The sequence below is a fragment of the Streptomyces sp. NPDC050743 genome (assembly GCF_044456925.1).
Lineage (GTDB): Bacteria > Actinomycetota > Actinomycetes > Streptomycetales > Streptomycetaceae > Streptomyces.
The window spans coordinates 14,869-39,420 of sequence record NZ_JBITGJ010000045.1; the positions used below are offsets into that span (position 1 = coordinate 14,869).

Genomic DNA, 24,552 nt, shown 5'->3' on the forward strand with positions numbered 1-24,552 from the left:
ACAGTGATGGCGTGGCCAGTCGTCCCGAGGGCGCTTCGGCGGCGCCATCCCGCGACAGCATCCGAATGACAGGGGAGTTCCATGACAGATCCTCGTGGCGACGTCGGCGTGGCGCTCGCGACCATGCAGGCCCGATGCCTGATCAGAGGTATCGACCTTGCTGACTACCAGCGCTTGTCCGAGAAGGTCGAAGGCTGGGACGACTGGTGGGACCAGTGGACGGCAATGGGCGAGCACTATGAGGGGTTGGCCGACCGCTACCAGGCCGCAGGCTGGCAGACGAGCGCCGGTGCCGCACGGCTGCGCGCAGGCGTCGCATTCCACTTCGGGAAAGCCCTGGCGGTACAGGATGACGCCCGCTACCGGGACCTGACGATCCGCAGCATCGACGCTGTCGCCGCCGGACTGCGGCTCCTGGACCCGACCTTCGAACGGATCGCGGTTCCCTTCGAAGGGCACAAGGTCGTCGGCAATCTCCGCCGGCCCCGCGGCACGGACCGACCACCCCTGGTCCTGCTCCTGCCGGGCACCGAATCCGTCAAGGAGGAGTTCCCGCAATGGGAAGAGGACTTCCTCAGCCGCGGGATGGCCACGCTCTCCGTGGATGGCCCAGGCCAGGGTGAGGTCGGATTCGACCTGGGCATCCGGCACGACTACGAGCAAGCGGTGTCCGCGCTGCTCGACGCCCTGGACGGCCGCGACGACCTCGACCTCACGCGGATCGCGGCCGCCGGCGTGAGCCTCGGCGGCTACTACGCCATCCGCTCTGCCGCCTTCGAGCCCCGTGTGACGGCGGTGCTGGCCAACTGCGGCCCCTGGAACCTCGGCGAGGAGTGGGAGCGGATGCCGCCCCTCTACCGTGCGAAGTACGCCTGGAACCTCGGTGGCGGCAGCGAGGAGACGGCCCGCGAGCGTGCCAAGTCCCTCACGCTCGACGGCGTTGCCGAGCGGGTCGACGTGCCTGCGCTGGTCATCTTCGGCGGCCAGGACGTGCTCCTGGACGCCGACGGCCACGGCAGGCGCACCGCCCAGACGCTGCCCAAGGGTGAGCTCTGGATGTTCGAGCGGGGCAACCATGCGGTCACCAACTTCGCCGCGGAGCACCTCGGCCCCGGCGCTGACTGGCTCCTGACCCACATGTAAGGGGTCGTCACGTCGCCGACAAGGCCACGTGACGACCCGATCGTCCGCTGAAGAATTCTGAACGACGGATCGAACAGGAACAGCAATGGACGGCATTCGTACCGAGCTGCGAGGCAGCGCCTCGTGGATCACCCTCGACAATCCGGACGCGAACGCGCTGTACCCCGGGCTGGTGGCCAGCCTGCTCGACGCGCTGCGTGCGGCAGACGAGCATCCCGACGTCAAGGCGGTGGTGCTGACCGGCGCGGGCGACATCTTCTGCGGCGGGGTGGACGCCACGCGGCTCAGCCAGGGCGACCCGGCCGAGTTCGGAGCCGCGATGGTCGAACTGTTCAAAACCCTTCCCACTCTCGGCGTCACCGTCATCACCGCGGTCAACGGCGACGCCCTCATGTCCGGGTTCTCACTGGTATGCGCGAGCGACATCGTGATCGCTCGCGAAGGAGCCAGGCTCGGCACCACGGAGTCAAGCCTGGGTGCCTGGCCCATGGTCGCCTCCGTTCCCGTTTTGCACACCCTCGGCCGCCACCACGCGTTCGAGAACATCCTCACCGGTGACCCGTTCGACGCGCAGCGCGCCAGATCGGTGTCGTGAACGAGGTCGTCCCCGCTGACCGGCTGCCGGCCGTCACCGAGACCTGGGTCACCCGTGCCACGAGATCGAACTTGCTGGCCGCGGGCCGCCGCACCGCCGACCGCTTCCTGTCCCTGCGCTACAACGATGCGCTGGACGCGGCCCTGACCGAATTCACCAACCTGTTCACCCGGAGCACACCATGACGGCCAACTGTCACAAAGCAGCCCGGAGACAAGCGGGACCTGGAATGAGCATCCCCCCTTTGGTGGGTCTCTCCCAGCCCAACCGGCGCCCATCCAGGTGCCATCAGAGGGGAGCGTGCGGGAGATGAGTCAGCACACCGACGTTGACGTCGTCATCATCGGGTACGGCCCCGTGGGGCAGTACTTGTCCTACAAGCTGGGGTGCTTGGGCTGGACCTCGGTCTGCATCGAGCGGTTCCCGCAGGCCTATGCCTTCCCACGCGCGGTCCACTTCGACGACGAGATAGCCCGGCTGTTCAACAGCATCGGCCTGGACGCCGCGACCAACCCCGCGATCCAACAGTTCAACGTCCCCTATCGTTGGGTGAACGCGGACAAGGAGGTCCTGCTCGAGCTGGACTGGCGCGGCCGCGGACGCTCCGGGTGGCACGTCAACAACTTCTTCTACCAGCCCCACCTTGAGCGCGAGATCAACGCGATCGTGGCCACAGAGGCGAGGGCACAGGTCCTCCGCGGCTGGGAGGCGGTCGAGATCGTCCAGGACGACGACAGCGCCACGGTGATGACCCGCCTGTACGAAGGGGGCACCGACGCCGAGACGCAGATCTTCCGGTGTCGGTACGTCGTCGGGGCCGACGGCGCGAATTCGTTCGTGCGCAGCCGCATGGCGGTGACGACGACCGATCTCGGATTCGAGTTCGACTGGCTCATCGTCGACCTACTCCCGCACAAGCCGCTTCAGAACGATGCGCGCGCCTGGCAGTGGTGCCGACCCGAGCGGCCGACCACGGTGATCCCCGGCGGGTCCCCGCATCGACAGCGGTTCGAGTTCATGCGTCTCCCCGGGGAGTCGATCCAGGAGCTCAACACCGCAGAGACGGCGTGGCGCCTGGTCGGCGAATTCGGGCTGACCCCGGACAACGCGGTCCTCGAACGGCACGTGGTGTACACGTTCGGCGCGAGCTGGTGCGACCGGTGGCGCGACGGGCGACTGTTCCTCGCCGGTGATGCGGCGCACCTGACGCCGCCATTCGCCGGCCAGGGCATGTGTGCCGGCATCCGCGACGCCGAAAATCTGGGGTGGAAGCTCGACGCGGTTATGCGAGGCAAGGCCCCCGATTCGCTGCTCGACACCTACGGCCCGGAGCGCATCGAACACGTCCGCCATGTCATCGAGCTGTGCGTGAACTTGGGGCAGGTCATCTGCGTGACCGACCCGCAGGCGGCCGCCGCCCGCGACGCCCGGATGATGGCCGCGCTCCAGGACCCCGAGCTTACTCCCGCGCCCCCGCCGCTCCCCCGCCTCGGGGCCGGCCTGACCGGCAGCCATCCCCAGGCCGGCTACCTGTCCTACCAGGGGGAGGTGACTTCGGGCGGGGCCAGGGGCCGATTCGACGACATCATCGGTTACGGCTGGACGGTGCTGGGCCGGCCTGGCGCCTTCGCCTCACTCCCGCACGGGATCCGTACCTGGGCAAAAGGCTACGGCCTTCGCTTCGTCGAGGTCGGCGAGGGTGCGCCGGTGTCCGACGATGAGGGCACCTACGCGGCCTGGTTCGACGACTTGGAGGCCGACGCGGTCGTCATCCGCCCGGACTTCTATGTGTACGACGCCTGCGCCGCCCAGAACCTGGATAGCGTGCTGAGCCACCTGCGCACATCCCTGCTCGCCGACGACATCGCAGTGGGCTGACCCATGTCGCCGCTTCAGACGCGCGCCTTTGAGGAACGTTGGACGCCATCCGCTCGGGGCGCCTGCCCGTGCATACCCACCCGGAGACCGGGCGCGTTGCAGGCGGATGCGGCGCCGTGCTTGCCGAGGCATTCGGGGCGCCGCCAACCTCTGTGCGAGGAGCACGCTGTGACAAGGATGTGTCGCCATGCAGTTCGTTCATGACGCCCCCTACTCGAGGGTCGTGTTCGGTGTCGGCAGCAGGTTGGAGCTCGGCGCCGAGCTGGGCCGGCTCGGGCTGACCCGTCCGCTGCTGGTCAGCACCCCCTCCTTGAGAGCCGGCCGCGAGCTGTCCGACCTGCTGGCTGCACTGCTCGTCGGTCGCTTCGACGAAGTGGCCATGCACGTGCCCACGGACGTGGCCGCGCGGGCGGTGGCCGCCGCACGCGCCACCGACGCCGACTCCGTCGTGGTGGTCGGGGGCGGTTCCGCGATCGGTACCGCCAAAGCCCTCGCGAAGGACACGCACCTGCCGATCCTCGCCGTACCCACCACCTACGCGGGATCGGAGATGACGCCGATCTGGGGGGTCACCGACAACAGGCGCAAGACCACCAGGCGTGACCCGCACGTACTGCCCCGGGTCGTCATCTACGGCCCCGAGCTCACAGTGTCGCTACCCCCGACTCTCACGGCCGCAAGCGGCATGAACGCTCTGGCGCATCTCGCCGAGTGCCTGTATGCACCGCAGGTGTCCCCCTTGGCCGTGCTCATGGCACAAGAAGGGATCCGGGCACTCGCAGGGGGCCTGCCCAAGGTGGTGGCGGATCCGTCGGACATCAACGCCCGCGTCGAGGTGACCTACGGCGCCTGGCTTGGCGGCTGGACGCTCGGGACCACGGGGATGGGCATTCACCACAAGATCTGCCACACCCTCGGTGGCACCTACGACCTGCCGCATGCCCCGTCCCACTCCGCGGTCATCCCGTACGCCCTGGCCGTCAACGCGCACGCCTCGCCAGCGGCGATGGCGGCCGTCGAGGCGGCGTTCCTGGCGGCCGGCCGCCAGGTCGACCACGCGGCGGGTGCGATCTGGGACCTGCGGAACGAAATCGGAGCCACGCAGTCCTTGTCCGCGCTCGGCTTTCCGGCCGAGGAGATCGACGCGGCCGCGGACATCGTCGTCCAAGGCCGGCCGCTCAACCCGCGTCCGGTCGACCACGCCTGCGTCCGCGCGGTTCTTGCCGCCTCCTGCGCCGGTGACCGTGCCCGGATGGACGTACCACTGACCATGTTGCCGGTCGCCGACCAACGTCCACTCAGCCAGCGACAGCCGGGTGGCCTTTGATCCACGTCGATCTCCCAGATCGGGACACACGGGCGCGCGCGACAGCAACGTAGGCGAAGCGTGCTCGACGTCCTTGGATCATCCACGAAGCGCGAGCCCGGACCGATCAGGAAAGCCGGGCCACACCACCAACGTTCTCCATGAACCAGGGGATTGACATGTCGAACACCGGCTCCTGCTGCAAGGTGGAAATCACCCGAACAGCGACATGGCCCGACTCCACGCGACCTGGGCCCTACCCGCGATGACGTGCGAGCAAGTCAGGCAGCGGGGCGCTGGAGCCGCTGCTTCAGCGCCTTGCCGCGCGCCTCCATCGTGCCTTCCAGGCGGGCCTTCTTCTGCTCACGGCGCACCTTCGCGGCCTCCCGCTCCGCCGCCTGCTGCGCCTCGCGGACCGCCTTCACCTCGGCGTGCACCCGCTCGGCCGGCCTGCGCTCCAGCACCGCGCCGAACCGCATGGCGAGCAGGTCGATCGTCGCCGTGTCCCGCTCGGCGACCTCGGCGACCAGCACCGTGCTGCCCGCGCTCACCTCGTCGGCCACCAGGGCCACCAGACCGGAGCTGTCCACCGCCCGACGCCAGTCTGCGCCGCCGCCCATCAGGGCTCCGGCTCCCCAGCCCAGCACCACGCCCAGCGGTCCGCCCAGCAAGCCCACCACCGAACCGACCAGGCCGCCGACCAGCGTGCCTTCTCCGGCCCTGGCATCGACGCCCTCGGGGATCCGCACCGTCCCGTCCAGTCGGCGCTCGACGAGCATCGCACCGGTGACCTCCGCGGTGGAGCCGCCCAGCTGCTTCAACTCGCTGAGTGCCTGATAGGCGGCGGCCTGCTCGGTGAAGCGGAAGACGACGATGTTCTCGGTCCCGTCCATGGCCACTCCTCAAACGCTCGCGGGTCCCGCACTCTGCGGGCCCCCTCTGTGAGACAGTATGTATCGAAGTGCAGTGTGAGTCAATCTGTCTCACAAGGATCGAGCGGTGCCGGCGGCGGCCCTGACGGCCGCACGTCGCCACTCTCGAGTACGGATCCGCTGAGGTTTCCCATGACCAAGTCCGCTACTCACGCTCCGCAGCGCAGCAGGGCACAGTCCAACCGGGCTCGTATCCTGGCCACGGCTCGCCAAGAGCTCGGCCGGAACCCGAACGTCACGATGGAGGAGCTCGCACGAGCCGCGGGTGTCGTGCGGCGCACTCTCTTCGGACACTTTCCCGGCCGGGCAGCGCTGCTGGAGACACTCGTCGACGAGGCTGCCGAAGCTCTGCGAGAGGCCATGGACGACGCCGTGAGGCCGGATGAGCCGGCCAAGCACGCTCTCGCCCGGCTGCTTCTTGCGCTGTGGCCCGTCGCAGACCGGCACCGGATGCTTCTGGCGCTGGCTGGCAGGCATGGGGGAGTCGACCGTGTGGGAGGGATCCTGGCTCCGATCCGAGACGCGGCAACCGCCATTCTGGAGAGAGGCCGGCTGGAAGGTGTCTTCCATTCCCACGTGCCGCCCACGGCGCTCAGGGCCGGACTGGAAGCCCTCATCGTCGCCTTGCTGGAGAGTGTGCAGGACAGGGGGCTGGACGATCAGGCCGTCCCTGTCGCCATTGCCGGCCTGATCGCTGCCGGAGTGCCGGAGGACCACGCGAGCGTCGTGGCCGTTGACGTCTCCTTCACCGGGTTCCTCCGAGGATGCCCCGGCCTTCGGGCCGGGGAGGAATCGGACTCCTGCGGAGCAGGGCAGGGATGGCCGGATCGCCGTCAGGGCGATCCGGCGTCCACCCCGCACGGCGGTGATGTCGCCCACGATGATCGAGAGCTCTCAACTGTCAGTCCGCTCGGGTAGGTTCGGATGCATGACGACAGAGGCGACCACGAAGGACACCGGGCATGCCCGGTACACCTTCCGTGTGCGCCTGTCGAACACGGCCAGGGGCCGGCTCGAAGCCGAGTGGGATCGCTGCCGGTGGATCTGGAACGAGTGCGTGGCCAAGTCCCGGCAGGTCCACGTGCAGGGCAAAGCGGGTGGCGAGAAGCTGACGTGTGGTCCGGCTCAGCTCGACAAGATGCTGACCGAGGCCCGCAGGGTGACGCCCTGGCTGGCTGAGGGCGCGAGCGTGCCGCAGCAGCAGGTGATTCGGGACTTCGCCAGGTCGAGGGCGAAAGCGCTGAAGGACATCAAGGATCGGTTGCCGCAGCAGCGCCGGGCCGGGATGCCCAGGTGGAAGAAGAAGGGGGAGGCGCGGCCGAGCCTGAACTACACCCGGCGCGGTTTCCGCCTCAGGGACGGCCGCCTGCACCTTGCGGGCCAGATCGTGCTGAGGGTGGTGTGGTCGCGGGACCTTCCGGCCGACCCGTCGAGTGTGCGGGTGTACCAGGACACGCTCGGACATTGGTACGCGTCCTTCGTCGTTGCCGCGCAGAGCGAACCGCTCGCCCCGACGGGGCGCGTGCTCGGGGTGGACTGGGGTGTGAAGGAGACCGCCACCACCACCGACGACGCCTACGATCTCCCCCATGCCGAGCACGGCAGGCGGGCCGCGCAGCGGCTGGCGAGGTACCAGCGGATGATGGCCCGGCGCCGGCGTCCGAAGGGACAGCCCGCATCCGCCGGCTACCGCAAGGCCCAGGCGCAGGCGGCGAAGCTGCACAAGAAGGTCGCGCGGCAGCGTGAGGACACCGGCCGCACGTGGGCCAAGTCCGTGGTGCGCGGCCACGACGGGGTCGCGGTGGAGGACTTTCGGCCGAGGTTCCTGGCGAAGACCACCATGGCCCGCAAGGCGGCCGATGCCGCCATCGCCGCGACGAAGCGTGCCCTGTGCGAGATGGGCCGCAAGCACGGGCGGGACGTCCGTCTCGTGCACCCGGCGCACACCACGATGGACTGTGCCAAGTGCGGAGCGAGAACCAAGCACGCACTGCCTCTGTCGATGAGAACGTATACCTGCACCGTGTGCGGAGCGGTGTCCCCCAGGGACAAGAACTCCGCCCGCGTGATGCTGGTCCGGGCAGGTTGGAACCCGGACGGTGTCGAGGGCGTAAGACCACCGGGGCCGCCGGCTCCGGTGGCGGCCTGAGCCGTAAATCCCCGCTCAGCCCTGGAGGGCGACGCATCCCCTCCCTTCAGGGAGGGGAGCCTTCAAGATCAGCGCCCAGGTGCGTCGACAGCAACTGTCAGTCGCCACCGCCCCATCGGCCGGGCCGAGCCCCGGTCAATGACCGGCTCAGACCAGGCTCTGGCAGGGCATTGGCAAGCTCGCCTTGGCCGAGCCGCGCTCATCCTCGCGCCCTACAGCCCGTTACCAGCGTCACCCTCGTCGTCCGAAGAGTCCCGCTGTGTGATCTCACCCTGGCTTGACTCTGTCGGGGATCTTGAGTTTCCCGGTGCGCCAGCGTGATCAGCGAAGATCGATGCAGTTGTCGAGGTGGCTGTTGTCGCTCCGTCTCCGTTCCGGTGAGCAAGTCCCTTCTCTGACCGCGCAGATCGCGCGGGCGAGCAATCCGGGCGGTACGACGGCGATGTGGGTGATAGACCGGCTGGACGGGCTGTGGTGCGACGAGGACTTCGCCGACTGATACCCGCGCGACGGGCGGCCCGTGGCGGATCAGAGGACAATCTGAAGCGGGTGCTCAAGGAGATCCACGATTGCCTTCATCCACTCGGCGGCGGTGGCACCGTCGACCGGGCGGTGGTCGACGGCGAGCGTGACGCGCAGGACTGCCGCCACTGCGAGTTGGCCGTCCTGGACGACCGGCTCCTGGCGTACGGCACCGACGGCCACGATCGCGGCCTGCGGGGGGTTGATGATCGCGGCGAACTCCTCGGTGCCGTACATACCCAGGTTGGTCACCGTGATGGAGCCACCCTCCAGCTCGCACTGCTGGAGGCGGCGCTGCTTCGCCCGGGTGACGAGGTCCCGGGTCGACTCGGCCAACTGCCCCACGGGCATCGAGTCGACGCCTCGGACGACCGGGGTGACCAGCCCGGTGTCGGTGGCGACGGCCACGGCGATGTCGACGCCCGAGAAGTGGCGGATCGAGTCCACGTTCCACTGCACGTTCAGGCCCGGCACGAGCGTGTGGGCGCGGGCGACCGCCTTCACGAGCATGTCGTTGACCGAGACCCTGACCTTTCCGCCCTCGTTGATCTCCTTGCGGAGGGCGAGAAGTCTGTCCACGCGGGCAGAGCCACGCAGGTAGAAATGGGGCGTGGTCTGCTTGCTCTCGGTCAGCCGTCGGGCGATGGCCTGCCTGATCCGGGTGTTGGGCACGTCCTCGTATCCGACGCCAGCCACCGGGGCCTCGACCGTCGGCACCGGCCGGAGGGCCTCGCCCGACGTCCGCGTCGGCCGCGACGCGCCGGCCGCGACAGCCGCATCGACGTCGCGTCGGCGGATGCGACCGCCGGGACCGGTGCCCACCAGCGAGGCGAGGTCGACTCCGAGGTCGCGCGCCATCCGCCGTGCCAGGGGGCTGGCGAAGAGGCGCTCACCGTCTGCGATGACGAGGGGCGCGGTCGTGGACACCATGGACGCCGGCGATCTCGCCTCATCGGCCGTCGGCTGGTGCGGTACCCCCTCCGCCACGCTTGAGAGTCCCAGGGTGGCCAGCAGGACCTCGGCCTCGGCGTCGGTGTCGCCCACCGAGCCCCACACCGCGATCGGAGTGCCGACCTCCACGTTCGTCCCCTCGTCGACGAGTAGCCGCAGGAGAACGCCATCCGCCTCGGCCTCGACGTCGATGACGGCCTTCTCGGTCTCCACGGTGACGATCGTGTCGCCCGCGGAGTACGGGGCGTTCACCTCGGCGTTCCATGTGGCCAGGACCACCTCCGGCGTGTTCGCGGCGACCTCGGGCATACGCAGGATGTCGGGCATGGCCACTCCCCCGCGAACTGCTGCAGCTTGGCGACGACTTCCTCGGTCGAGGCGAAGGCCGCACGTTCCAGGACCTTGCTGATGGTCGGTGAGGCCTCACGCCCGGTGGCCCGCTCGACGGGCGCGTCGAGCCAGTCGAACAGCCGACGTTGGATCTCATCGGCGAGCCAGCCGCCGTAGGAGGTGCCGACGGCACCCTGTTCGGCAATGAGGACGTTGTTGGTCTTCTTGACCGACGCGCTGATCGTCTCCCAGTCGAGACTGGCACTGTCGAGCCAGCGCAGGTCGATGACCTCGGCGTCGATCCCGGTCTGCGTAACCGCGTCAAGGACGAACTGGGTCATCGCCAGGTAGGTCAGGACCGTCACGGCGCCGCCCTCGCGCCGTACGGCCGCCTTCCCGACAGGCAGGTAATGGTCGTAGTGGTCCGGCAACCCCGGCCCGGTGGAGTTGTACAGATCGACATGCTCAAGCACGACGACCGGGTCGTCGCAGGCGAGTGCGGTGTTCATCAGCCCGACGTAGTCGAAGGGAGTCGAGGGGGCCACGATGCGCCAGCCGGGCGCGGTGGCGAAGATGCCGGCCGGGTCCATGGAGTGCTGCGAACCGTAGCCGGTGCCCATCGCAACCTTGCTCCGCAGGACGAAGGGGGCCTCGCCTTCACCGCCGAACATGTGCCGCGCCTTGCCGATCTGGTTGAAGAGCTGGTCGGCGGCGACCCACATGAAGTCGGCGTACATGAATTCCACTACGGGCCGGAAGCGGCCGTCCATCGCCATCCCGCCGCCGAGTCCGGCGAACGCGTTCTCGGAGATCGGGGTGCCCAGCACGCGGTCAGGGAAGGCCTCCTTCGACCCGCGGGTCGCGCCGTTGGTGCCGCCGTTGAGCCGGTGCACGTCCTCGCCCATGACCACTACGCGTGGGTCGGTCTCGAGTCGTCGGGCCATCACCTCGGCGACCGCCTTGATGAACTTGACGTCGGTCAGCTTCCCCTCGAAGTCGCCGCAGTCGGTGAACCCGACGTCGGAGAGCTCACTCAGGTCGCCCCTGATCCCCTCGTCGACGAAGCCCTGATCCGGCCACTCGGAAGGCCTGATGCGGCGTGTCCCGGGCTTCCCGTCAGGCCTGGGCTCCAGCACCACTTCTCCGAGCTCGGCCATCAAGGACTTCGCGCGGGTCACCGTGCCCTCCACGTCCTCCTGAGTCAGGATCCCGCGCCTGACGAGATGGCGGGCCGTGGCGTCGAGGGGATCCCGACGGCGCCACTCGGTCTCCTCCTGCTTGGTGCGGTAGCGGCATGCGGAGCCGGGGAACGGCCCGTTCTGGTGGAAGTAGCGGTAGACGTCGGCCTCGATCAGCGTCGGACCGTGGCCGCTGCGCATGTGCTCCAGTGCCTCCCGGGTCGCCAGGTGGACCGCGAGCGGGTCCATCCCGTCGACTTTCCAGCTGCGGATTCCGAACCCGGGGCCTCGGCCCGACAGTCGCGGTTCGGCAATGACCTCGCAGACGTGGGTGGAGACGGCGTACTGGTTGTTCTCCACGAAGAAGCACAGCGGCAGCGACCATGCCGCGGCGAGGTTGAAGGTCTCCAGGGTGGATCCGATGTTGATGGCGCCGTCACCGAAGTATGTGACCGCGACCGCGTCCGTGCCGGCGTGCTTGTGGGCCCAGGCGGAGCCGGCCGCCAGGGGTACGCCGCCGCCGACGATCGCGTTGGTGCCGATCGCCCCCGCCTCCGGCCACCGCAGGTGCATGCTGCCGCCTCGACCGTGGCTGAAGCCCTTGTCCAGACCGCAGATCTCCCGCAGCGTACGCAGCAGGGCATCGCGCACGTCCTCGGGGAACCGCTTGGTGGGATCGATGCCCTCCGGGTGCAGGTGGGTGAGCACCTTGGCCAGGAACTGGTGGTGTCCGCGGTGCGACCCGTTCACGGTGTCCCGGGAGGTCAGCGCGATGCAGGAGCCGACCGCGCCCCCTTCCTGCCCGATGCTGGAGTGTGCCGGACCGTGGATGAGCCCTTCGGCCGCGAGCTCGAGGACGAACTCCTCGAACGCCCGGACCAGTACCAGTTGACTGAACATGCCGGTGAGCAGCTTCGGGGCGGCGGCGTCCCAGTCGGCCTGGCCGACGACGAACTCTGCCGGACACATCCGGCGCACCCGTGTGGAGCTGACCGGTCATCCCGAGTTGTTCCTCACAAGCCGATCCGGTGGCTGAGACAGCTCAATTCCCCTGACTTTGCCACGCACTCGGGACACGCCCGCCCCGTCACAACTGAAACCGATGCTTCCGGAACAGGTGCTGGCCTGGGCGGAGCCTCCGCCCGCCGGGCAGGCGGAGGCACACCTCGCGAGCATGCGGCGGCCCGCGGGAACCCGGCTCATCTGGAAGCCCGGTTCAGCTGGAAGTTGTCGGGCAGGAGCTCAGCCGAACATCGAGGCGTCCTGGGGGGAATCGCGTACCACGAACCACACACCGGTCGCGGCACGATCGGTCTCGTTGACGTAGAGGTGAGGTCTGCGTGAGTCGAAGCACAGCGAGTCACCGGCTCGGATGACGTAGGAGTCCGACTCCAGATGCAGCCGCAGCTCTCCCTTGATCAGGTAGCCGTACTCGGTGCCGTCATGAGACATGAGCTGACCGTCCTTCGAACTGGCCCCGCCCGGGTGGTACGTGGTGAGCAGCGGGTCCACGTGTCCTGAAGCCCCCATCGCCAGCCGCTCCCAGACGACGCCGTGCTCCATGGTGAGCCGGGGGTTGTCGGTGGAGCGCTGGACGACCGGAATGGCCTCCTGCGTGGGGGTCTCCTGCGTACTGGAGCCGCCACCGAACAGGTCGTCGAAGGAGATGCCGAGCTGGTTCACCAACGCGTAGAGCGTTCCGACCGAAGGTTGTGTCTTTCCGGTCTCAATCTGCGACAGCAGGCTCGGGGAGATGCCGACCCTGCCTGCCAGGCCCCGCAGGCTCACTCCGTCCCGCTCGCGCAGGGTTCGAAGTTGCGTGCCGATCTCGACAGGGTCCATCATCGTCCTCCGGTTCCGTGCGGCCCCAGGAGCGACGCTTCAGCGACGCGCCTCGTCCAGGCGCCGCCTGAGCCAGTCCGCGCTGGGGCCGATGTGTTCGACCGCGCGATTGGTGACTCCGTGGTTCCCATCCTCGAACATCCACAACTCACCGCGCGCAAGCGCCTCTGCCGTGCGCCGTCCGTGTTCGTCGGCGTCGAGGAGGACGTCCGCCCCTCCGAAGATTACCAGCGCCGGGACGTCGACGTTTTCCGCGACGCCGTCCAGGGTGAAGGGGCGCGCTTTCAGTCGTGCCTCCGTTTCGTCGGCGGCGCCGAGCCCCCAGATGTACTTGTGCGCGTACAACGGTGGCATGAGGCCGGCCTCCCACTGCCCGGCGAGGGCCCACGGGCCGCAGTTGGCGACGACTGCCCGGATGCGCGGCTCGGCAGCCGCTGCGCGGATGGCGTAGTAGCCGCCGAGGCTGATCCCGGTGGCCCCGATCCGCTGGTGATCGATGTCGGACCGGTCGGCCAGGGCGTCGAGGAGCGGGCTCACTGCCGCCTCGTAGTCATGGCGCATGTGGAGGGTCAACCCAGTCTCGCCTTGACCCGGCCCGTCGATCGAGAGTGTCGCCATTCCTCGACGAAGGAAGGTCTCCTCCCAGAACGGGAACTCCTCCTTCGTCGACTCAGTCCCGGGAATCAGCAGCACGAGCGGCGGACGCTCGGCCCCCAGCGGCCGCCGGAGATTGGCGTGCAGGTGGCCTTCGCCTGCGGGGACCACCACCCGCTCGAACGTGGGGTCGAGCATCTGGAGACCGCGCCGGACCGAGTCCACAGAGCGCTTCGTGAGATCGCGGTAGGACGCCGTGGGAGCGACAGCCAGCGCCTTACCGAAGTGAAAGGCGACTCCTGCGCGAAGGGCGAGCTCGCCGGCGCTCGCCATGAAGCCCGCCTTCTGGCACTCCTCGGCCTTGGACATGAATCGTTCGCCCAGGCGCGCCCACGCCGACGGCCATGACCGCCAGCTGTCGATCTCCTGGCACAGCGCGTCGAAGCTCGGGTGGTCGATACCGCGAAGGAGGCATCGCGCGCGCATCATCCCCATGGCCGCGCGGGACGGCATGCCGTACGCCGCATCCTCGGGGTGTTGTGTGGTCATGTCCGTCAACGTAGGCGCAGCACTCACGCCTGTCAACGATGAGTGAACAGTCATGTTCAGCTACAATGAACAGCGCCGCCTTTCCGGATACGAAAGGGACTTTCATGATTCAAATCGTCAAGCAGGACGGCACCGCCTACCTCACGTTGGACCGCCCCCCACTCAACTACCTCAACCCCGAACTGATGATCTCGCTTCGTGATGCGATGCTCGCCTGCGACAGCGACGCCAGTGTCCGAGCCATCGTCCTGCGGGGCGCAGGTGAGGTCTTCTGCGGCGGCGTCGACGGTGGCGAGGTCCGGCAAGGCGATCCGGCCGAGTTCGCTCGTACGCTTGTGTCCCTCCTGCGTGTCTTCCCCGGCCTGGGCAAGCCCGTACTCGGTGCGATCAACGGGGACGCGCTGATGTCCGGATTCGCGCTGGCGGTGATGACCGACGTCGCCGTCGCTGCCCGGGGCGCCCGTCTCGGAACCACCGAAGCGCAAGCGGGAATGTGGCCGATGATCGCGCAGGTGCCGCCTCTCCTGCGGCTCCAGCCGAGACACGCTCTGGAGAACATCCTCACTGGCGAACCCTTCTCTGCCGACCGCGCAGCTCAGCTCGGCATCGTCAACGAGGTCGTGGAGCCAGGGGAGTTGGATGCCACAGTGGCCAGGTGGGTGGAGCGTGTCACACGAGCCGCCCCCGAGGTGCTGGCCCGCGGAAGGCGAGCCGCTCACCGGTTCCTGCAGATGCCCTTCGACGAGGCGCTGGAAAGCGGACTCGGCGAGTTCGTCAAACTGCTCTCATGACGTCAGCATCGGCGCCCCGCGCATCCGCAGGTCCGCAGGGGCTGGCGGCCCGGCGATCGGTCTCGGAGACCGAGCGGGAGGGAGCCGCACCACGGGAGGCTATGGGAAGGTCACTTCGCCGGCGCCGAGAGAACTCCGGGTTGAGCCTGCGGGCGCTCGCCGAGCGCGCCGGCATCTCTCCATCGGCGTTGTCGCACATCGAGAACGGGCGGTCCCAGCCTTCGGTCACCACCCTGTTCGCGCTCGTGCGCGAGCTCGGCATCTCCCTTGACGAACTGTTCGCCCCCTCCCCCAGGCCGGCACCACGACAGCGCGCGACCTCCTCCGGCCCGATCGTCGTCCAGTACGCGCACACGCGCACGACGGTCGGGCTCGAATCGGGAATCACGTGGGAACCACTGGCCAGCGACAAGGGGGTGCAGTTCATCCAACTGACCTACGAACCCGGCGGGGCCTCCTGCCCCAACGGCTCGCACGTTCGTCACTCGGGGCGCGAGTACGGTCTGGTCCTGCGCGGCCGACTCCGCGTCACCCTCGGATTCGAGGAATACGACCTCGGCCCAGGCGACTCCATCCGCTTCGACTCCCATCTCCCACACCGCCTGGAGAACGTCGGCGACGGACCGCTCCAGGCGGTATGGGTGATCATCGGGCGCAACAGCGATTCTGCTGACGTCTAGGAATCTCCCGAAGTTCTTGCTTGCTGCGGGCCTCTGCTTCACCCCGGATTGTCGCTGGACAGCAATCCAGTGGTGGTGGCAGTCCGGGCGTTTTCTCAGGCGCCGCCTTTTTGGGGTGGCCGACGGGCCCCGCCCTGCCTGCGATCTCCCCAGATACCTGGCCGCGGTACCGGAGGCACAACTCCTGTCTCCGGTCGCCCGGCGCCGCCCTGACGCGCGCTGCAACTCAACCCCCGACTGACGACTCAGGCTGTACAGTCTCATTCATAACTATCCAGAGGCTGTGCAGTTACACTGCACGGATGCTTTGATCCCACGTGCGGGTGAAACGCAGGCTCACCACCCGCCCTGACGTGGGCAGGAGAGGCGCAGGCGCGTGCGACATCAGGACAGGCAGCGCTCCAGTCTGGGTTCAGTGTTGCTGCACAGCGCGCGCTCGTCACGACAGCAGAACAGGAGGCACCGATGGAGCATGCGGACGCCGTACCCGTGGCCGTCCTCGGCGCAGGCCGGATGGGTACGGCGATCACCGAGAGGTTGGCCTCTCACGGCTACCACGTGAAGGTCTGGAACCGCACCCTGGAACGCGCACGCAGCCTGGAAGGCGGCACTGTGGTAGCCGCCGCCTCGTCCGCCGAGGCCGTCGCCGGCTGCGGCGTCGTCATCTCCATCCTCGGCGACGACGCTGCCGTGACCGAGGTAGTCACCACCCTTGAACTCGAGAACGACGCAGTCCTCGTGGAGGCGTCGACGATCGGCCCCCGCACGATGGCGGACCTGGCCGCAACGACCACCCGCCCCATGCTCGGCTGCGCGGTCAGCGGCAATCCTGCGGTGGTCCGGGGTGGTCACGCCGGCGTCTTGCTCGCCGGACCAGATCAGGCCAAGCTCGTGGCGGGGCCGGTCCTCCGGTCCTTCGCCGCCAACCTGGTCGACCTGGGATCGGATCCGACATCCGCGAAACTCGCGAAGCTCGGGCTCAACGCGTTGCTCGCCGGGACGTGCGAACTGCTGGCCGAGATCATCCTCGTCATGGAAGCCGCTGGGCTCGAGCGCGACAGCTTCGCCGGCGCGCTCGACACCTCGGTCCTCGCCTCGCCCTTCATCAGGTACAAGATGGACGCGGCAGTGCGACGCGACTACGAGGCCACGTTCACCACTCGAGGCCTGGCCAAGGACCTCGATCTGACGCTCAGTGAGGCGAGCCGGAACAACGTGGCTCTCCCCCTCCTGCTCCACACGCGTGAGCTGGTTGAGGACGCGATCGCACACAACCTCGGCGAGAAGGACTTCCTGAGCCTTCTTCCGCGGCTACAGGTCGCCAACGGCCTCCCTTCCGATGTTCCCGTCCCTACGACGATGCGGTGAGCACCATGGCGTTCGTCCACCTGCTTGACATCGATGACCTCCCCGAAGGCCCACGCAGGGTCGCCGAGTCGGGCCAAGAGCAATACGGGCAGCTCCTCAACACCTGGCGCTCGCTGTTCCACAGGCCCGAGATCTTCGAGAGCTACCTGCCCTTCCTGCGCTCCGTCGCCGGACCGGGAGCGGTCGACCAGGAGATCAAGGATCTCAGCGCGCTCCTCGTGGCCTGGCTCAACGGCTGCCGATACACGGTTAGCCATCGCTGGACAGGTGCCCTGCGGGGCGGCGCAGACCCTGACCGCCTCCTCGACGTGGTCCGCGGTCGCTGGGACCGCTTCGATCCGCCGCTGCGCTGCGCTCTCGAGCTCGCCCGCGAGGTGACGTCGAGCCCGCCTGTCGTCGCCCCGAGCCGGCAGGCGGGGCTGCTCAGCGGCACAGTTCGCGAGGACGTCTCAACGCACTTCACGGAGCCGCAGATCGTGGAGCTGACGATGAGCATCTCGATGTGGAACGCGCTGTCCAGGTTCCACCGCCTCATGCAGTTCGAACTGGACATGCCCGCGCCACCCGGCCCTGTCGATCGGGAGCTTCTCCAGGGAAAGGACCTCTGATGACCATGCTCACCCCCTCCTTCGGGTCGATGAACGTCGACTGGGAGAACCGGATCGACATCAGCCGTCTCCGCGAGGAGCGGCTGAAGCGGCTCACGGCCGAACTCGAAAGGAGTTCGCTGGGTGCCCTGCTCTGCTTCGACTTCCACAACATCCGGTACATGACCTCCACCCACATCGGCACCTGGGCGATGGACAAGATGATCCGCTTCGCCCTCCTCCCCCGCGGCGGAGCACCGGTCTTGTGGGACTTCGGCTCCGCGGCGCGACACCACCAGCTCTACGCGCCCTGGCTCGACGCCGGCCACCGCGATCTCGCGGTCGACGACGCTCGGCACATCCCTGACGGCGGCCTTTCGTCCCCCTCCGGAACCGGCCGCGGAGCACGTGCCGGCTTGTCGACGCTGCGCGGGGCGCTGGGCCCCCGGGTCGGGCGCGCCGAGGACGTCGCTGCCAAGGTGTTCGAGGTCCTGGCCGAACACGGGCTCGTCGACGCGCCGATCGGCGTGGACATCGTGGAGCCCCCGGTCCTGTTCGCCCTTCAAAGCCTCGGTCTGGACGTCGTGGACGGGCAGCAGGTGTGCCTTGAGGCGCGCAGGATCAAGACCCGCGACGAGATCGGGTTGCTCACCCACGCCGCATCCATGGTCGACGCCGCCTATGACGACCTCTACGAGTTCCTCCGCCCGGGAATCCGTGAGAACGAGTGCGTCGGTCGAGTCAGCAAGACGCTTTACGATCTCGGCTCAGAGCACGTCGAGGGGGTGAACGCGATCTCCGGAGAACGGTGCTCACCACATCCGCACGTGTTCTCCGACAGGATCATTCGTCCCGGCGATCCCGCGTTCTTCGACATTCTGCACAGCTACATGGGCTACCGGACCTGCTACTACCGCACCTTCGCAGTCGGCAGCGCCTCAACTGCCCAGCGCGACGCCTATACACGATGCCGGGAGTACATGGACATCGCGCTCGCCCATGTCCGGCCCGGCGCCACTACCGCGGACATCGTGGAGCTCTGGCCACGAGCGGAAGAGTTCGGTTTCCCCGACGAGGAAGCGGCCTTCGCGCTTCAGTACGGTCATGGCGTCGGCCTGAGCATCTGGGAGAAACCGATCTTCAGCCGGCTGACGTCTTTCGACGCGCCGGAGGTTCTCGAAGAGGGCATGGTCTTCGCCCTCGAGACCTACTGGCCCGCTCGGGACGGATGGGGAGCCGCCCGCATCGAGGAGGAGGTGGTCGTGACCGCCGACGGTTGCGAGGTGATCACCAAGTTCCCTGCCGAGGAACTTCTGGTGGCCGGCCGCCGATACCACGCGGTCGGTGGACCATTGCCCACCGAACGCGACAGCCAGTCGCACATGAACACCGCCGCGCCCGGGACACGGAGCGAGCACGCAGACGGAGTCACCACCACCGTGTGAGCACCCAGAGCGATATGCGTCCGAGGCGATTCGAGCGGTGACGATACGGTCGTGACCGCGCAAGGACGGTTCCAGCTGAGGATGTCTGGGCGATGGGTGATCCTTGGCTCGGGATCACATTGCGTGCTTGGGCCGAACCACCTTGCCCCGGGACCCCACCGGCTGCGGCCGGCAGCGGTGGAGCAACCGCTGGAAGAGCGCGCCCGACGAGTCCGGCGTGCTCTTCCACGGCCATCTGACCACCCATCGGTCAAAGGCCTCACTCAGACCGCCAAAGAACCTGGAGAACCTGTAGGCGAAACAGCCGAGACACAGCTGCGGCATGAGTACAGCAGCGATGCCCAGGCTGCGGTGTCATTGAAGGCTCCCCTCCCTGAAGGGAGGGGATGCGTCACCCTTCAGGGCTGTGCGGGGATTTACGGCTCAGGCCGCCACCGGAGCCGGCGGCTCGGGTGGTCTTACGCCCTCGGCACCGTCCGGGTTCCAACCTGCCCGGACCAGCATCACGCGGGCGGAGTTCTTGTCCCTGGGGGACACCGCTCCACACACGGTGCAGGCATACGTTCTCATCGACAGAGGCAGTGCGTGCTTGGTTCTCGCTCCGCACCGCGCACAGTCCATCGTGGTGTGCGCCGGGTGCACGAGACGGACCTCCCGCCCGTGCTTGCGGCCCATCTCGCACAGGGCACGCTTCGTCGCGGCGATGGCGGCATCGGCCGCCTTGCGGGCCATGGTGGTCTTCGCCAGGAACCTCGGCCTGAAGTCCTCCACCGCAACCCCGTCATGGCCGCGCATCACGGACTTGGCCCACTTGCGGCCGGTGTCCTCCCGCCGCCTCGCCACCTTCTTGTGCAGCTTCGCCGCCTGCGCCTGCGCCTTGCGGTACCCGGCGGATGCGGGCTGTCCCTTCGAAGGCCGACGCCGGGCCATCATCCGCTGATACCTCGCCAGCCGCTGCGCGGCCCGCCTGCCGTGCTCGGCATGGGGGAGATCGTAGGCGTCGTCGGTGGTGGTGGCGGTCTCCGTCACACCCCAGTCCACCCCGAGCACGCGCCCCGTGGGAGCGAGCGGTTCGCTCTGCGCGGGAACGACGAAGGACACATACCAATGCCCGAGCGTGTCCTGGAACACCCGCACACTCGACGGGTCGGCCGGAAGGCCCCGCGACCACACCACCCTCAGCACGATCTGGCCCGCAAGGTGCAGCCGGCCGTCCCTGAGGCGGAAACCGCGCCGGGTGTAGTTCAGGCTGGGCCGCGCCTCCCCCTTCTTCTTCCACCTGGGCATCCCGGCCCGCCGGTGCATCGGCAACCGGTCCTTGATGTCCTTCAGCGCTTTCGCCCTCGACCTGGCGAAGTCGCGTATCACCTGCTGCTGCGGCACGCTCGCGCCCTCAGCCAGCCAGGGCGTCATCCCGCGGGCCTCGGTCAGCATCCTGTCCAACTGCCCCGGACCGCAGGTCAACTTCTCACCCGTCGCCCGGCCCTGCGCGTGGACCTGCTGGGACTTCGCGACGCATTCGTTCCAGATCCACCGGCAGCGATCCCACTCCGCTTCGAGTGCGCGCCGCGCGGTAGCCGACAGGCGCACACGGAAGGTGTACCGGGCATGCCCGGTGTCCTTCGTGGTCGCCTCTGTCGTCATGCATCCGAACCTACCCGAGCGGACTGACAGTTGAGAGCTCTCGATCATCGTGGGCGACATCACCGCCGTGCCCAGTGGACACCGGATCGCCCTGACGGCGATCCGGCTATCCCTGCCCTGCTCCGCAGGAGTCCGATTCCTCCCCGGCCTGAAGGCCGGGGCATCCTCGGAGGAACCCGGTGAAGTCGCTGCCGCCCGTGGGCACGACGTCCAACACGACGCGGTCGGGACGCAGCAGGACGGCGTCGGCCCGGCCTGCGCGCAGCCTGGCGGCGAGGGTCCCGTCATCGGTGACAGCCGTCTCGCCCTCGGCGGCATCAGTGCTGCCGAGACGGACGATCCGTGCACCCGAGCGCCTGGGTCGTGTCCCGCTCGGCGCGTTCCGGTACGCCATGCGTCGGCCATCCGTGGGGACACGGCTCCCCCGTCGCGCGGGCTGACCTGCCGTCAGCGCCACTGGCGGACCCGAGCCGCATCGATACGGCGATGACCTGCGGACGGTACGGCGGTCGGGACAGCGAAGGAGTCGCCGAGTACCTCGTCGAGGCGGACGTGACCGCTCTCCGTCATCACCCACAGCTGGGGGACGAGGGTGCCCGCCAGGCGGCGACCGGTCAGCCGGTTGCCGCGTACGAGCGGCCCCCGGACCAGATCGGGGCTGAAGCCGTTCGCTGCGACATTACGAGATGAGCCCGGAATGCGGCAGACCATGCCGCGCACAGTGCGGCGCACAGCGCCGGCCCGGCCCTGACCGCCCGTCATGGCCCAGCTCGTCGCGACGGCGAGCCGGATCAGGTGCCGGACGTGCGGTTTGCGCTCGCTCTGTCGGTGACCGGGACCTTCGGTGGCGGCTGAACGTCCGAGCGCTCGCCGCGGCGTTCGCGGACCGTCACCCCGTGCCGTCGTCTCCTGTCGACCAGCGGGAGACAGCCGCGACGCGTTGCTGGACCGGCAGAGGCCAAAGCGAACTTGTGCAGTAATCCTGAACAGAGTCTGGCACCTCCATGAGTGTCACTGTACATTCTCGCCACTCGACGGTTTTCTGAGGAGACCGCATGCATCAGCACAACAGCGGGCGGCGACCAGGCATGGGGCCTGCGTCGGCACTGCATTGGATGGCCCGTGCCAGAGGTGGACTCGGTCGGGGCACGGCGGTCGACGATCGCCTCGAGATCCATGCCGCGGAGGCGGTCGCGTTGATCAGGCCGCCCGCTGCGAGCGAGAACCCATCCCTGCTCGCCCGTAGCATCGAGGTGGGCTGACCCATGTCGCTGCTGGAGGCTCGGGGGCTCACGAAACGCTTCGGTGGGGTGACCGCTCTGGACGGCCTCGACCTCTCGATCGAGCCGGGCGATGTCATTGGTGTGATGGGGCCCAACGGGGCCGGGAAGAGCACGCTGCTCAAGACGCTGCTCGGTGAGATCCAGCCCGATTCCGGTGACGTCCTGCTCGACGGTCGCTCGATCCTGGGTTGGCCCACGCATCGGATCGCACGATCGGGTGTCGCGCTGGCGTATCAGGTTCCGCGGCCGTTCCTTCGGCTGACCGTCGCCCAGAACGTCCAGGTGGGCGCCCTGGCCCGGGGAGACCGGATGCGGGCCCTGGATGTGCTGGATCTCTGCGGGCTCGCCGGCCAGGCGCAGCGCCCGGCAGGTACCCTCGGCCTGCTCGACCTCAAGCGCCTGGAGATGGCCCGCGCACTCTCGTTGCATCCGCGGGTGCTGTTTCTCGACGAGGTCGGTGCCGGACTCGTGGCGCACGAGACCGAGCAGATGATCGACATCGTGCGCAGGGTGCACGACGAGGGCGTCGCGCTCGTGATCGTCGAGCACGTCGAGGCGGTCATCCGGGAGCTCGCCGAGCGGGTCGTCGTCATCGACTGGGGCAAGGTCGTCGCCCGAGGCACGACCGAGGAGGTGGCCGCCGACCCCACCGTGCGGAACATCTACCTCGGCGAGGGCAGCGCTCCCGTCCACCGGCAGGACAGGCAGCGGCGGGAGACGGCCGAACCGCCGCTGCTCGAACTGGACGGCGTCACCGCCAGGTACGGCAAGGCGTTGGCTCTCGACGGCGTCAGCCTGCGGGTACAGCCAGGTGAGGTCGTCTCGGTGCTCGGCGCCAACGGCGCCGGAAAGACGACGATCACCCGCGTCATCACCGGGCTGCTGCCGGTCTCCTCCGGCGAAGTGCGGATGTCGGGCACCGTGCTCACCAGGCTGCCGGCACACCGCCGGATCATGCACGGGGTCGCCTGTTGCCCGGAGGGGCGCCGGATTTTCGGTGAGCTCACGGTGCACGAGAACCTGATGCTCGGCGGCTTCACGCTCGCAAGCGCCGAGCGCGCCGCCCGTGCCGAAGAGCTGTGTGCCCTGTTCCCGGTCCTGGCCGAACGGCGGACGCAGCGCGCCGGGACGCTCAGCGGCGGCCAGCAGCAGTTGCTCGCCATGGCGCGGGCGCTCATGTCGAAGCCGCGGCTGCTCATCCTCGACGAGGCGTCGCTGGGCCTGTCCCCGGTCGCGGTGGACACCGTCTTCCAGGCGATCACCGACATCCGGGAGGCCGGCACGTCCGTGTTGCTCATCGAGCAGAACGCCCACCGGAGTCTGTCCATCGCCGACCACGCCTACGTGCTCGACCGGGGCCGCATCACCTACGAGGGTCCCGCGCGCGAGCTCGACGACCCCGACCGCCTCTCCGAGGCGTACTTCGGGGCCGCCCGGTAGCCCACTGCGCCGGCTCCCCGACCGCGTCCCCGTCCATTCCGTATCAGTTCCGTGATCCATCCGCGCGCTCCGGGCTGGAGCCGAGAAGAGCCCGAGCGCCATGTTCTGCAGGAGAACAGCCATGTCCCGTAGGAGAACTCTGTTGGCTGCCGCCCTGGGGGCGGCCCTCACACTGGTCCTCGCCGCCTGCGGCGGCTCGGCCGGAGACGGCGGCAGCGGCCCCGTCGTGCTGGGCACGACGCTGCCGCTCACCGGCGGCCTCGGCGTCTTCGGCCCGGTCATCCGGGCCGGCTACGAACAAGCGGTGGCGGATATCAACAAGGCGGGCGGCGTCGATGTCGGCGGGACCTCCCGGCAGCTGAAGCTGGTGGTCAAGGACAACAAGTCGGATCCGACCGAGGTGACCTCGACCGCCCGCTCGCTCATCAACGACGACAACGCCGCGGCTCTGCTCGGCTCGGTCACCCCACCGCTCACCATCCCCTTCTCCGTCGTCGCGGAGCAGGAAAGAGTCCCGGCCCTGTCGTCCCTCACTCCCACCCGGGCGTGGTTGGCGGCAAGCCCGCGCGGCTGGAGATACGCCTACGACGTCTTCACCGACGAGGCCGAACAGACAGCGGTCAACTTCAAGGCCACTGACCAGGTGCGGACCAACAAGCGGGTCGCCCTCTTCACCGACACTGAGGAGGACGGCAAGGCGATGGGGGCCCTGTGGGAGCGCCAGGCGGCCAAGCACGGGTACACCATCGCGTACCACGCCCAGTTCCCCGTCGGGACGACGGACTTCAGCCAGTTCGTCCAGAACGCGAGGGACGCGCATGCCGACGTCATGATCGCCCAGGTCACCCCGCCGGACGCGGCAGCGCTGTGGAAGCAGATGAAGGCGCTGCACTACGCCCCTGTGACGGCGTGGCCGGAGAAGGGCGGGAGCGTCGGCTTCCCTCAGGCCGTGGGTCCGCTGGCCGAAGGAGCGTCGGTCTTCGGGTATTGGACCCCTACCAACGGCAACGTCGGGGGGAAGGCGCTGTACGACTCCGCCAAGGCCAAGTTCGGCGACGGGACCGCCACCGACGGCTACCTCGCGAGCTATGCGATGGTGCAGATCATGGCCGACGCGATCTCCCGGGCCGGAAGCACCGACCCGGATGCGATCAACAAGGCGCTGGCCCAGACCAAGGGTCTGGGCACCGTACTCGCGAGAATCACCATCGGCAGCGACCACCGGGCGGTGATACCGGTCAGCGCGGTGCAGTGGCAGGGCGACCGGCAGGTGACGGTGTGGCCGCCGGACCAGGCGACCGGCAAGTTCGAGGCACCGGCCCCCGGACTGGCCAGGTGATCAGAA

Annotated in this window: 23 protein-coding genes; 15 read left to right on the plus strand and 8 right to left on the minus strand. The window is 68.5% G+C overall.

What is annotated here, in order from left to right; genetic code table 11:
• Positions 1-81 precede the first annotated feature (81 nt).
• The 5 genes from ACIBJF_RS32320 (at position 82) to ACIBJF_RS32340 (ending at position 4,943) form a co-directional block, all read left to right on the plus strand.
• Positions 82-1,143, plus strand: coding sequence for an alpha/beta hydrolase family protein (locus tag ACIBJF_RS32320; protein WP_399179045.1), 1,062 nt, complete (start codon positions 82-84; stop codon positions 1,141-1,143).
• An 85-nt stretch (positions 1,144-1,228) separates the two neighbouring features.
• Complete coding sequence (locus ACIBJF_RS32325; RefSeq protein ID WP_399179047.1) at positions 1,229-1,738, plus strand: enoyl-CoA hydratase/isomerase family protein; 510 nt, start codon at positions 1,229-1,231, stop codon at positions 1,736-1,738.
• A complete protein-coding gene (locus ACIBJF_RS32330) occupies positions 1,735-1,923 on the plus strand; it encodes a hypothetical protein (protein WP_399179049.1) in 189 nt (62 codons plus the stop codon). Before ACIBJF_RS32325 ends, ACIBJF_RS32330 begins: the two co-directional genes overlap by 4 nt.
• 124 nt (positions 1,924-2,047) lie before the next feature.
• Positions 2,048-3,616: a bifunctional 3-(3-hydroxy-phenyl)propionate/3-hydroxycinnamic acid hydroxylase gene (locus ACIBJF_RS32335; RefSeq protein ID WP_399179051.1), complete on the plus strand. Its 1,569-nt coding sequence runs from the start codon at positions 2,048-2,050 to the stop codon at positions 3,614-3,616.
• A gap of 187 nt (positions 3,617-3,803) precedes the next feature.
• Positions 3,804-4,943: a maleylacetate reductase gene (locus ACIBJF_RS32340; protein ID WP_399179053.1), complete on the plus strand. Its 1,140-nt coding sequence runs from the start codon at positions 3,804-3,806 to the stop codon at positions 4,941-4,943.
• Positions 4,944-5,203: 260 nt separating this feature from the next.
• Here ACIBJF_RS32340 and ACIBJF_RS32345 read toward each other — a convergent pair whose 3' ends face one another.
• Positions 5,204-5,815 carry a histidine kinase gene (locus ACIBJF_RS32345; RefSeq protein WP_399179054.1) on the minus strand — a complete coding sequence of 204 codons (612 nt, stop codon included), beginning with the start codon at positions 5,813-5,815 and terminating at the stop codon, positions 5,204-5,206.
• Between the two features lie 171 nt (positions 5,816-5,986).
• On the opposite strand from ACIBJF_RS32345, the gene ACIBJF_RS32350 reads away from it, so the two are divergent.
• From ACIBJF_RS32350 to ACIBJF_RS32360, 3 genes are all read left to right on the plus strand, one after another.
• Positions 5,987-6,772, plus strand: a complete 786-nt coding sequence (locus ACIBJF_RS32350) for a TetR/AcrR family transcriptional regulator (protein ID WP_399179056.1) — start codon at positions 5,987-5,989, stop codon at positions 6,770-6,772.
• A gap of 10 nt (positions 6,773-6,782) precedes the next feature.
• Positions 6,783-8,003: an RNA-guided endonuclease InsQ/TnpB family protein gene (locus ACIBJF_RS32355; RefSeq protein ID WP_399179057.1), complete on the plus strand. Its 1,221-nt coding sequence runs from the start codon at positions 6,783-6,785 to the stop codon at positions 8,001-8,003.
• A 355-nt stretch (positions 8,004-8,358) separates the two neighbouring features.
• Positions 8,359-8,502 carry a hypothetical protein gene (locus tag ACIBJF_RS32360; protein WP_399179059.1) on the plus strand — a complete coding sequence of 48 codons (144 nt, stop codon included), beginning with the start codon at positions 8,359-8,361 and terminating at the stop codon, positions 8,500-8,502.
• A 29-nt stretch (positions 8,503-8,531) separates the two neighbouring features.
• Here the strand turns inward: ACIBJF_RS32360 and ACIBJF_RS32365 are convergent, their stop codons facing one another.
• From ACIBJF_RS32365 to ACIBJF_RS32380, 4 genes are all read right to left on the minus strand, one after another.
• On the minus strand, positions 8,532-9,803 hold the full coding sequence (locus ACIBJF_RS32365; RefSeq protein ID WP_399179061.1) for a dihydrolipoamide acetyltransferase family protein: 1,272 nt from the start codon (positions 9,801-9,803) through the stop codon (positions 8,532-8,534).
• Positions 9,725-11,953: a thiamine pyrophosphate-dependent enzyme gene (locus tag ACIBJF_RS32370; protein WP_399179062.1), complete on the minus strand. Its 2,229-nt coding sequence runs from the start codon at positions 11,951-11,953 to the stop codon at positions 9,725-9,727. Before ACIBJF_RS32370 ends, ACIBJF_RS32365 begins: the two co-directional genes overlap by 79 nt.
• Before the next feature lie 273 nt (positions 11,954-12,226).
• Positions 12,227-12,829: a helix-turn-helix domain-containing protein gene (locus ACIBJF_RS32375; RefSeq protein ID WP_399179063.1), complete on the minus strand. Its 603-nt coding sequence runs from the start codon at positions 12,827-12,829 to the stop codon at positions 12,227-12,229.
• 36 nt (positions 12,830-12,865) lie between these two features.
• Positions 12,866-13,969: an alpha/beta hydrolase family protein gene (locus ACIBJF_RS32380; protein ID WP_399179065.1), complete on the minus strand. Its 1,104-nt coding sequence runs from the start codon at positions 13,967-13,969 to the stop codon at positions 12,866-12,868.
• Between the two features lie 65 nt (positions 13,970-14,034).
• Between ACIBJF_RS32380 and ACIBJF_RS32385 the strand changes: the two genes are divergently transcribed.
• From ACIBJF_RS32385 to ACIBJF_RS32405, 5 genes are all read left to right on the plus strand, one after another.
• Positions 14,035-14,760 carry an enoyl-CoA hydratase/isomerase family protein gene (locus ACIBJF_RS32385; protein ID WP_399179067.1) on the plus strand — a complete coding sequence of 242 codons (726 nt, stop codon included), beginning with the start codon at positions 14,035-14,037 and terminating at the stop codon, positions 14,758-14,760.
• Positions 14,761-14,861: 101 nt separating this feature from the next.
• Positions 14,862-15,440: a helix-turn-helix domain-containing protein gene (locus tag ACIBJF_RS32390; protein WP_399179068.1), complete on the plus strand. Its 579-nt coding sequence runs from the start codon at positions 14,862-14,864 to the stop codon at positions 15,438-15,440.
• Positions 15,441-15,905: 465 nt separating this feature from the next.
• The gene (locus tag ACIBJF_RS32395; protein ID WP_399179070.1) at positions 15,906-16,808 is read left to right on the plus strand and encodes an NAD(P)-dependent oxidoreductase; all 903 of its coding nucleotides are present in this window, start codon (positions 15,906-15,908) and stop codon (positions 16,806-16,808) included.
• A gap of 5 nt (positions 16,809-16,813) precedes the next feature.
• Positions 16,814-17,416 carry a carboxymuconolactone decarboxylase family protein gene (locus ACIBJF_RS32400; protein ID WP_399179072.1) on the plus strand — a complete coding sequence of 201 codons (603 nt, stop codon included), beginning with the start codon at positions 16,814-16,816 and terminating at the stop codon, positions 17,414-17,416.
• A 5-nt stretch (positions 17,417-17,421) separates the two neighbouring features.
• On the plus strand, positions 17,422-18,840 hold the full coding sequence (locus ACIBJF_RS32405; RefSeq protein ID WP_399179119.1) for a M24 family metallopeptidase: 1,419 nt from the start codon (positions 17,422-17,424) through the stop codon (positions 18,838-18,840).
• 423 nt (positions 18,841-19,263) lie between these two features.
• Here the strand turns inward: ACIBJF_RS32405 and ACIBJF_RS32410 are convergent, their stop codons facing one another.
• The 3 genes from ACIBJF_RS32410 to ACIBJF_RS32420 form a co-directional block, all read right to left on the minus strand.
• Positions 19,264-20,484 carry an RNA-guided endonuclease InsQ/TnpB family protein gene (locus ACIBJF_RS32410; RefSeq protein WP_399179073.1) on the minus strand — a complete coding sequence of 407 codons (1,221 nt, stop codon included), beginning with the start codon at positions 20,482-20,484 and terminating at the stop codon, positions 19,264-19,266.
• Positions 20,485-20,590: 106 nt separating this feature from the next.
• Positions 20,591-20,878 carry a hypothetical protein gene (locus tag ACIBJF_RS32415; protein WP_399179075.1) on the minus strand — a complete coding sequence of 96 codons (288 nt, stop codon included), beginning with the start codon at positions 20,876-20,878 and terminating at the stop codon, positions 20,591-20,593.
• A 53-nt stretch (positions 20,879-20,931) separates the two neighbouring features.
• A complete protein-coding gene (locus ACIBJF_RS32420) occupies positions 20,932-21,246 on the minus strand; it encodes a hypothetical protein (protein WP_399179077.1) in 315 nt (104 codons plus the stop codon).
• A 503-nt stretch (positions 21,247-21,749) separates the two neighbouring features.
• Here ACIBJF_RS32420 and ACIBJF_RS32425 point away from each other — a divergent pair.
• On the plus strand, positions 21,750-23,207 hold the full coding sequence (locus ACIBJF_RS32425; RefSeq protein WP_399179078.1) for an ATP-binding cassette domain-containing protein: 1,458 nt from the start codon (positions 21,750-21,752) through the stop codon (positions 23,205-23,207).
• A 121-nt stretch (positions 23,208-23,328) separates the two neighbouring features.
• Complete coding sequence (locus ACIBJF_RS32430; RefSeq protein WP_399179080.1) at positions 23,329-24,546, plus strand: ABC transporter substrate-binding protein; 1,218 nt, start codon at positions 23,329-23,331, stop codon at positions 24,544-24,546.
• Positions 24,547-24,552 lie beyond the last annotated feature (6 nt).

Excerpts from the sequence above, each read along its gene's own strand:
- ACIBJF_RS32395 (WP_399179070.1), top strand. The coding sequence starts at position 15,906 with ATGGAGCATGCGGACGCCGTACCCGTGGCCGTCCTCGGCGCAGGCCGG.
- ACIBJF_RS32400 (WP_399179072.1), top strand. The coding sequence starts at position 16,814 with ATGGCGTTCGTCCACCTGCTTGACATCGATGACCTCCCCGAAGGCCCA.
- ACIBJF_RS32335 (WP_399179051.1), top strand. The coding sequence starts at position 2,048 with ATGAGTCAGCACACCGACGTTGACGTCGTCATCATCGGGTACGGCCCC.
- ACIBJF_RS32425 (WP_399179078.1), top strand. The coding sequence starts at position 21,750 with ATGTCGCTGCTGGAGGCTCGGGGGCTCACGAAACGCTTCGGTGGGGTG.
- ACIBJF_RS32415 (WP_399179075.1), bottom strand. The coding sequence starts at position 20,878 with ATGGCGTACCGGAACGCGCCGAGCGGGACACGACCCAGGCGCTCGGGT.
- ACIBJF_RS32390 (WP_399179068.1), top strand. The coding sequence starts at position 14,862 with ATGGGAAGGTCACTTCGCCGGCGCCGAGAGAACTCCGGGTTGAGCCTG.
- ACIBJF_RS32340 (WP_399179053.1), top strand. The coding sequence starts at position 3,804 with ATGCAGTTCGTTCATGACGCCCCCTACTCGAGGGTCGTGTTCGGTGTC.
- ACIBJF_RS32370 (WP_399179062.1), bottom strand. The coding sequence starts at position 11,953 with ATGTGTCCGGCAGAGTTCGTCGTCGGCCAGGCCGACTGGGACGCCGCC.
- ACIBJF_RS32385 (WP_399179067.1), top strand. The coding sequence starts at position 14,035 with ATGAACAGCGCCGCCTTTCCGGATACGAAAGGGACTTTCATGATTCAA.
- ACIBJF_RS32430 (WP_399179080.1), top strand. The coding sequence starts at position 23,329 with ATGTCCCGTAGGAGAACTCTGTTGGCTGCCGCCCTGGGGGCGGCCCTC.
- ACIBJF_RS32380 (WP_399179065.1), bottom strand. The coding sequence starts at position 13,969 with ATGACCACACAACACCCCGAGGATGCGGCGTACGGCATGCCGTCCCGC.
- ACIBJF_RS32345 (WP_399179054.1), bottom strand. The coding sequence starts at position 5,815 with ATGGACGGGACCGAGAACATCGTCGTCTTCCGCTTCACCGAGCAGGCC.
- ACIBJF_RS32375 (WP_399179063.1), bottom strand. The coding sequence starts at position 12,829 with ATGATGGACCCTGTCGAGATCGGCACGCAACTTCGAACCCTGCGCGAG.
- ACIBJF_RS32410 (WP_399179073.1), bottom strand. The coding sequence starts at position 20,484 with ATGACGACAGAGGCGACCACGAAGGACACCGGGCATGCCCGGTACACC.
- ACIBJF_RS32320 (WP_399179045.1), top strand. The coding sequence starts at position 82 with ATGACAGATCCTCGTGGCGACGTCGGCGTGGCGCTCGCGACCATGCAG.
- ACIBJF_RS32405 (WP_399179119.1), top strand. The coding sequence starts at position 17,422 with ATGCTCACCCCCTCCTTCGGGTCGATGAACGTCGACTGGGAGAACCGG.
- ACIBJF_RS32350 (WP_399179056.1), top strand. The coding sequence starts at position 5,987 with ATGACCAAGTCCGCTACTCACGCTCCGCAGCGCAGCAGGGCACAGTCC.
- ACIBJF_RS32355 (WP_399179057.1), top strand. The coding sequence starts at position 6,783 with ATGACGACAGAGGCGACCACGAAGGACACCGGGCATGCCCGGTACACC.
- ACIBJF_RS32365 (WP_399179061.1), bottom strand. The coding sequence starts at position 9,803 with ATGCCCGACATCCTGCGTATGCCCGAGGTCGCCGCGAACACGCCGGAG.
- ACIBJF_RS32420 (WP_399179077.1), bottom strand. The coding sequence starts at position 21,246 with ATGACGGGCGGTCAGGGCCGGGCCGGCGCTGTGCGCCGCACTGTGCGC.
- ACIBJF_RS32325 (WP_399179047.1), top strand. The coding sequence starts at position 1,229 with ATGGACGGCATTCGTACCGAGCTGCGAGGCAGCGCCTCGTGGATCACC.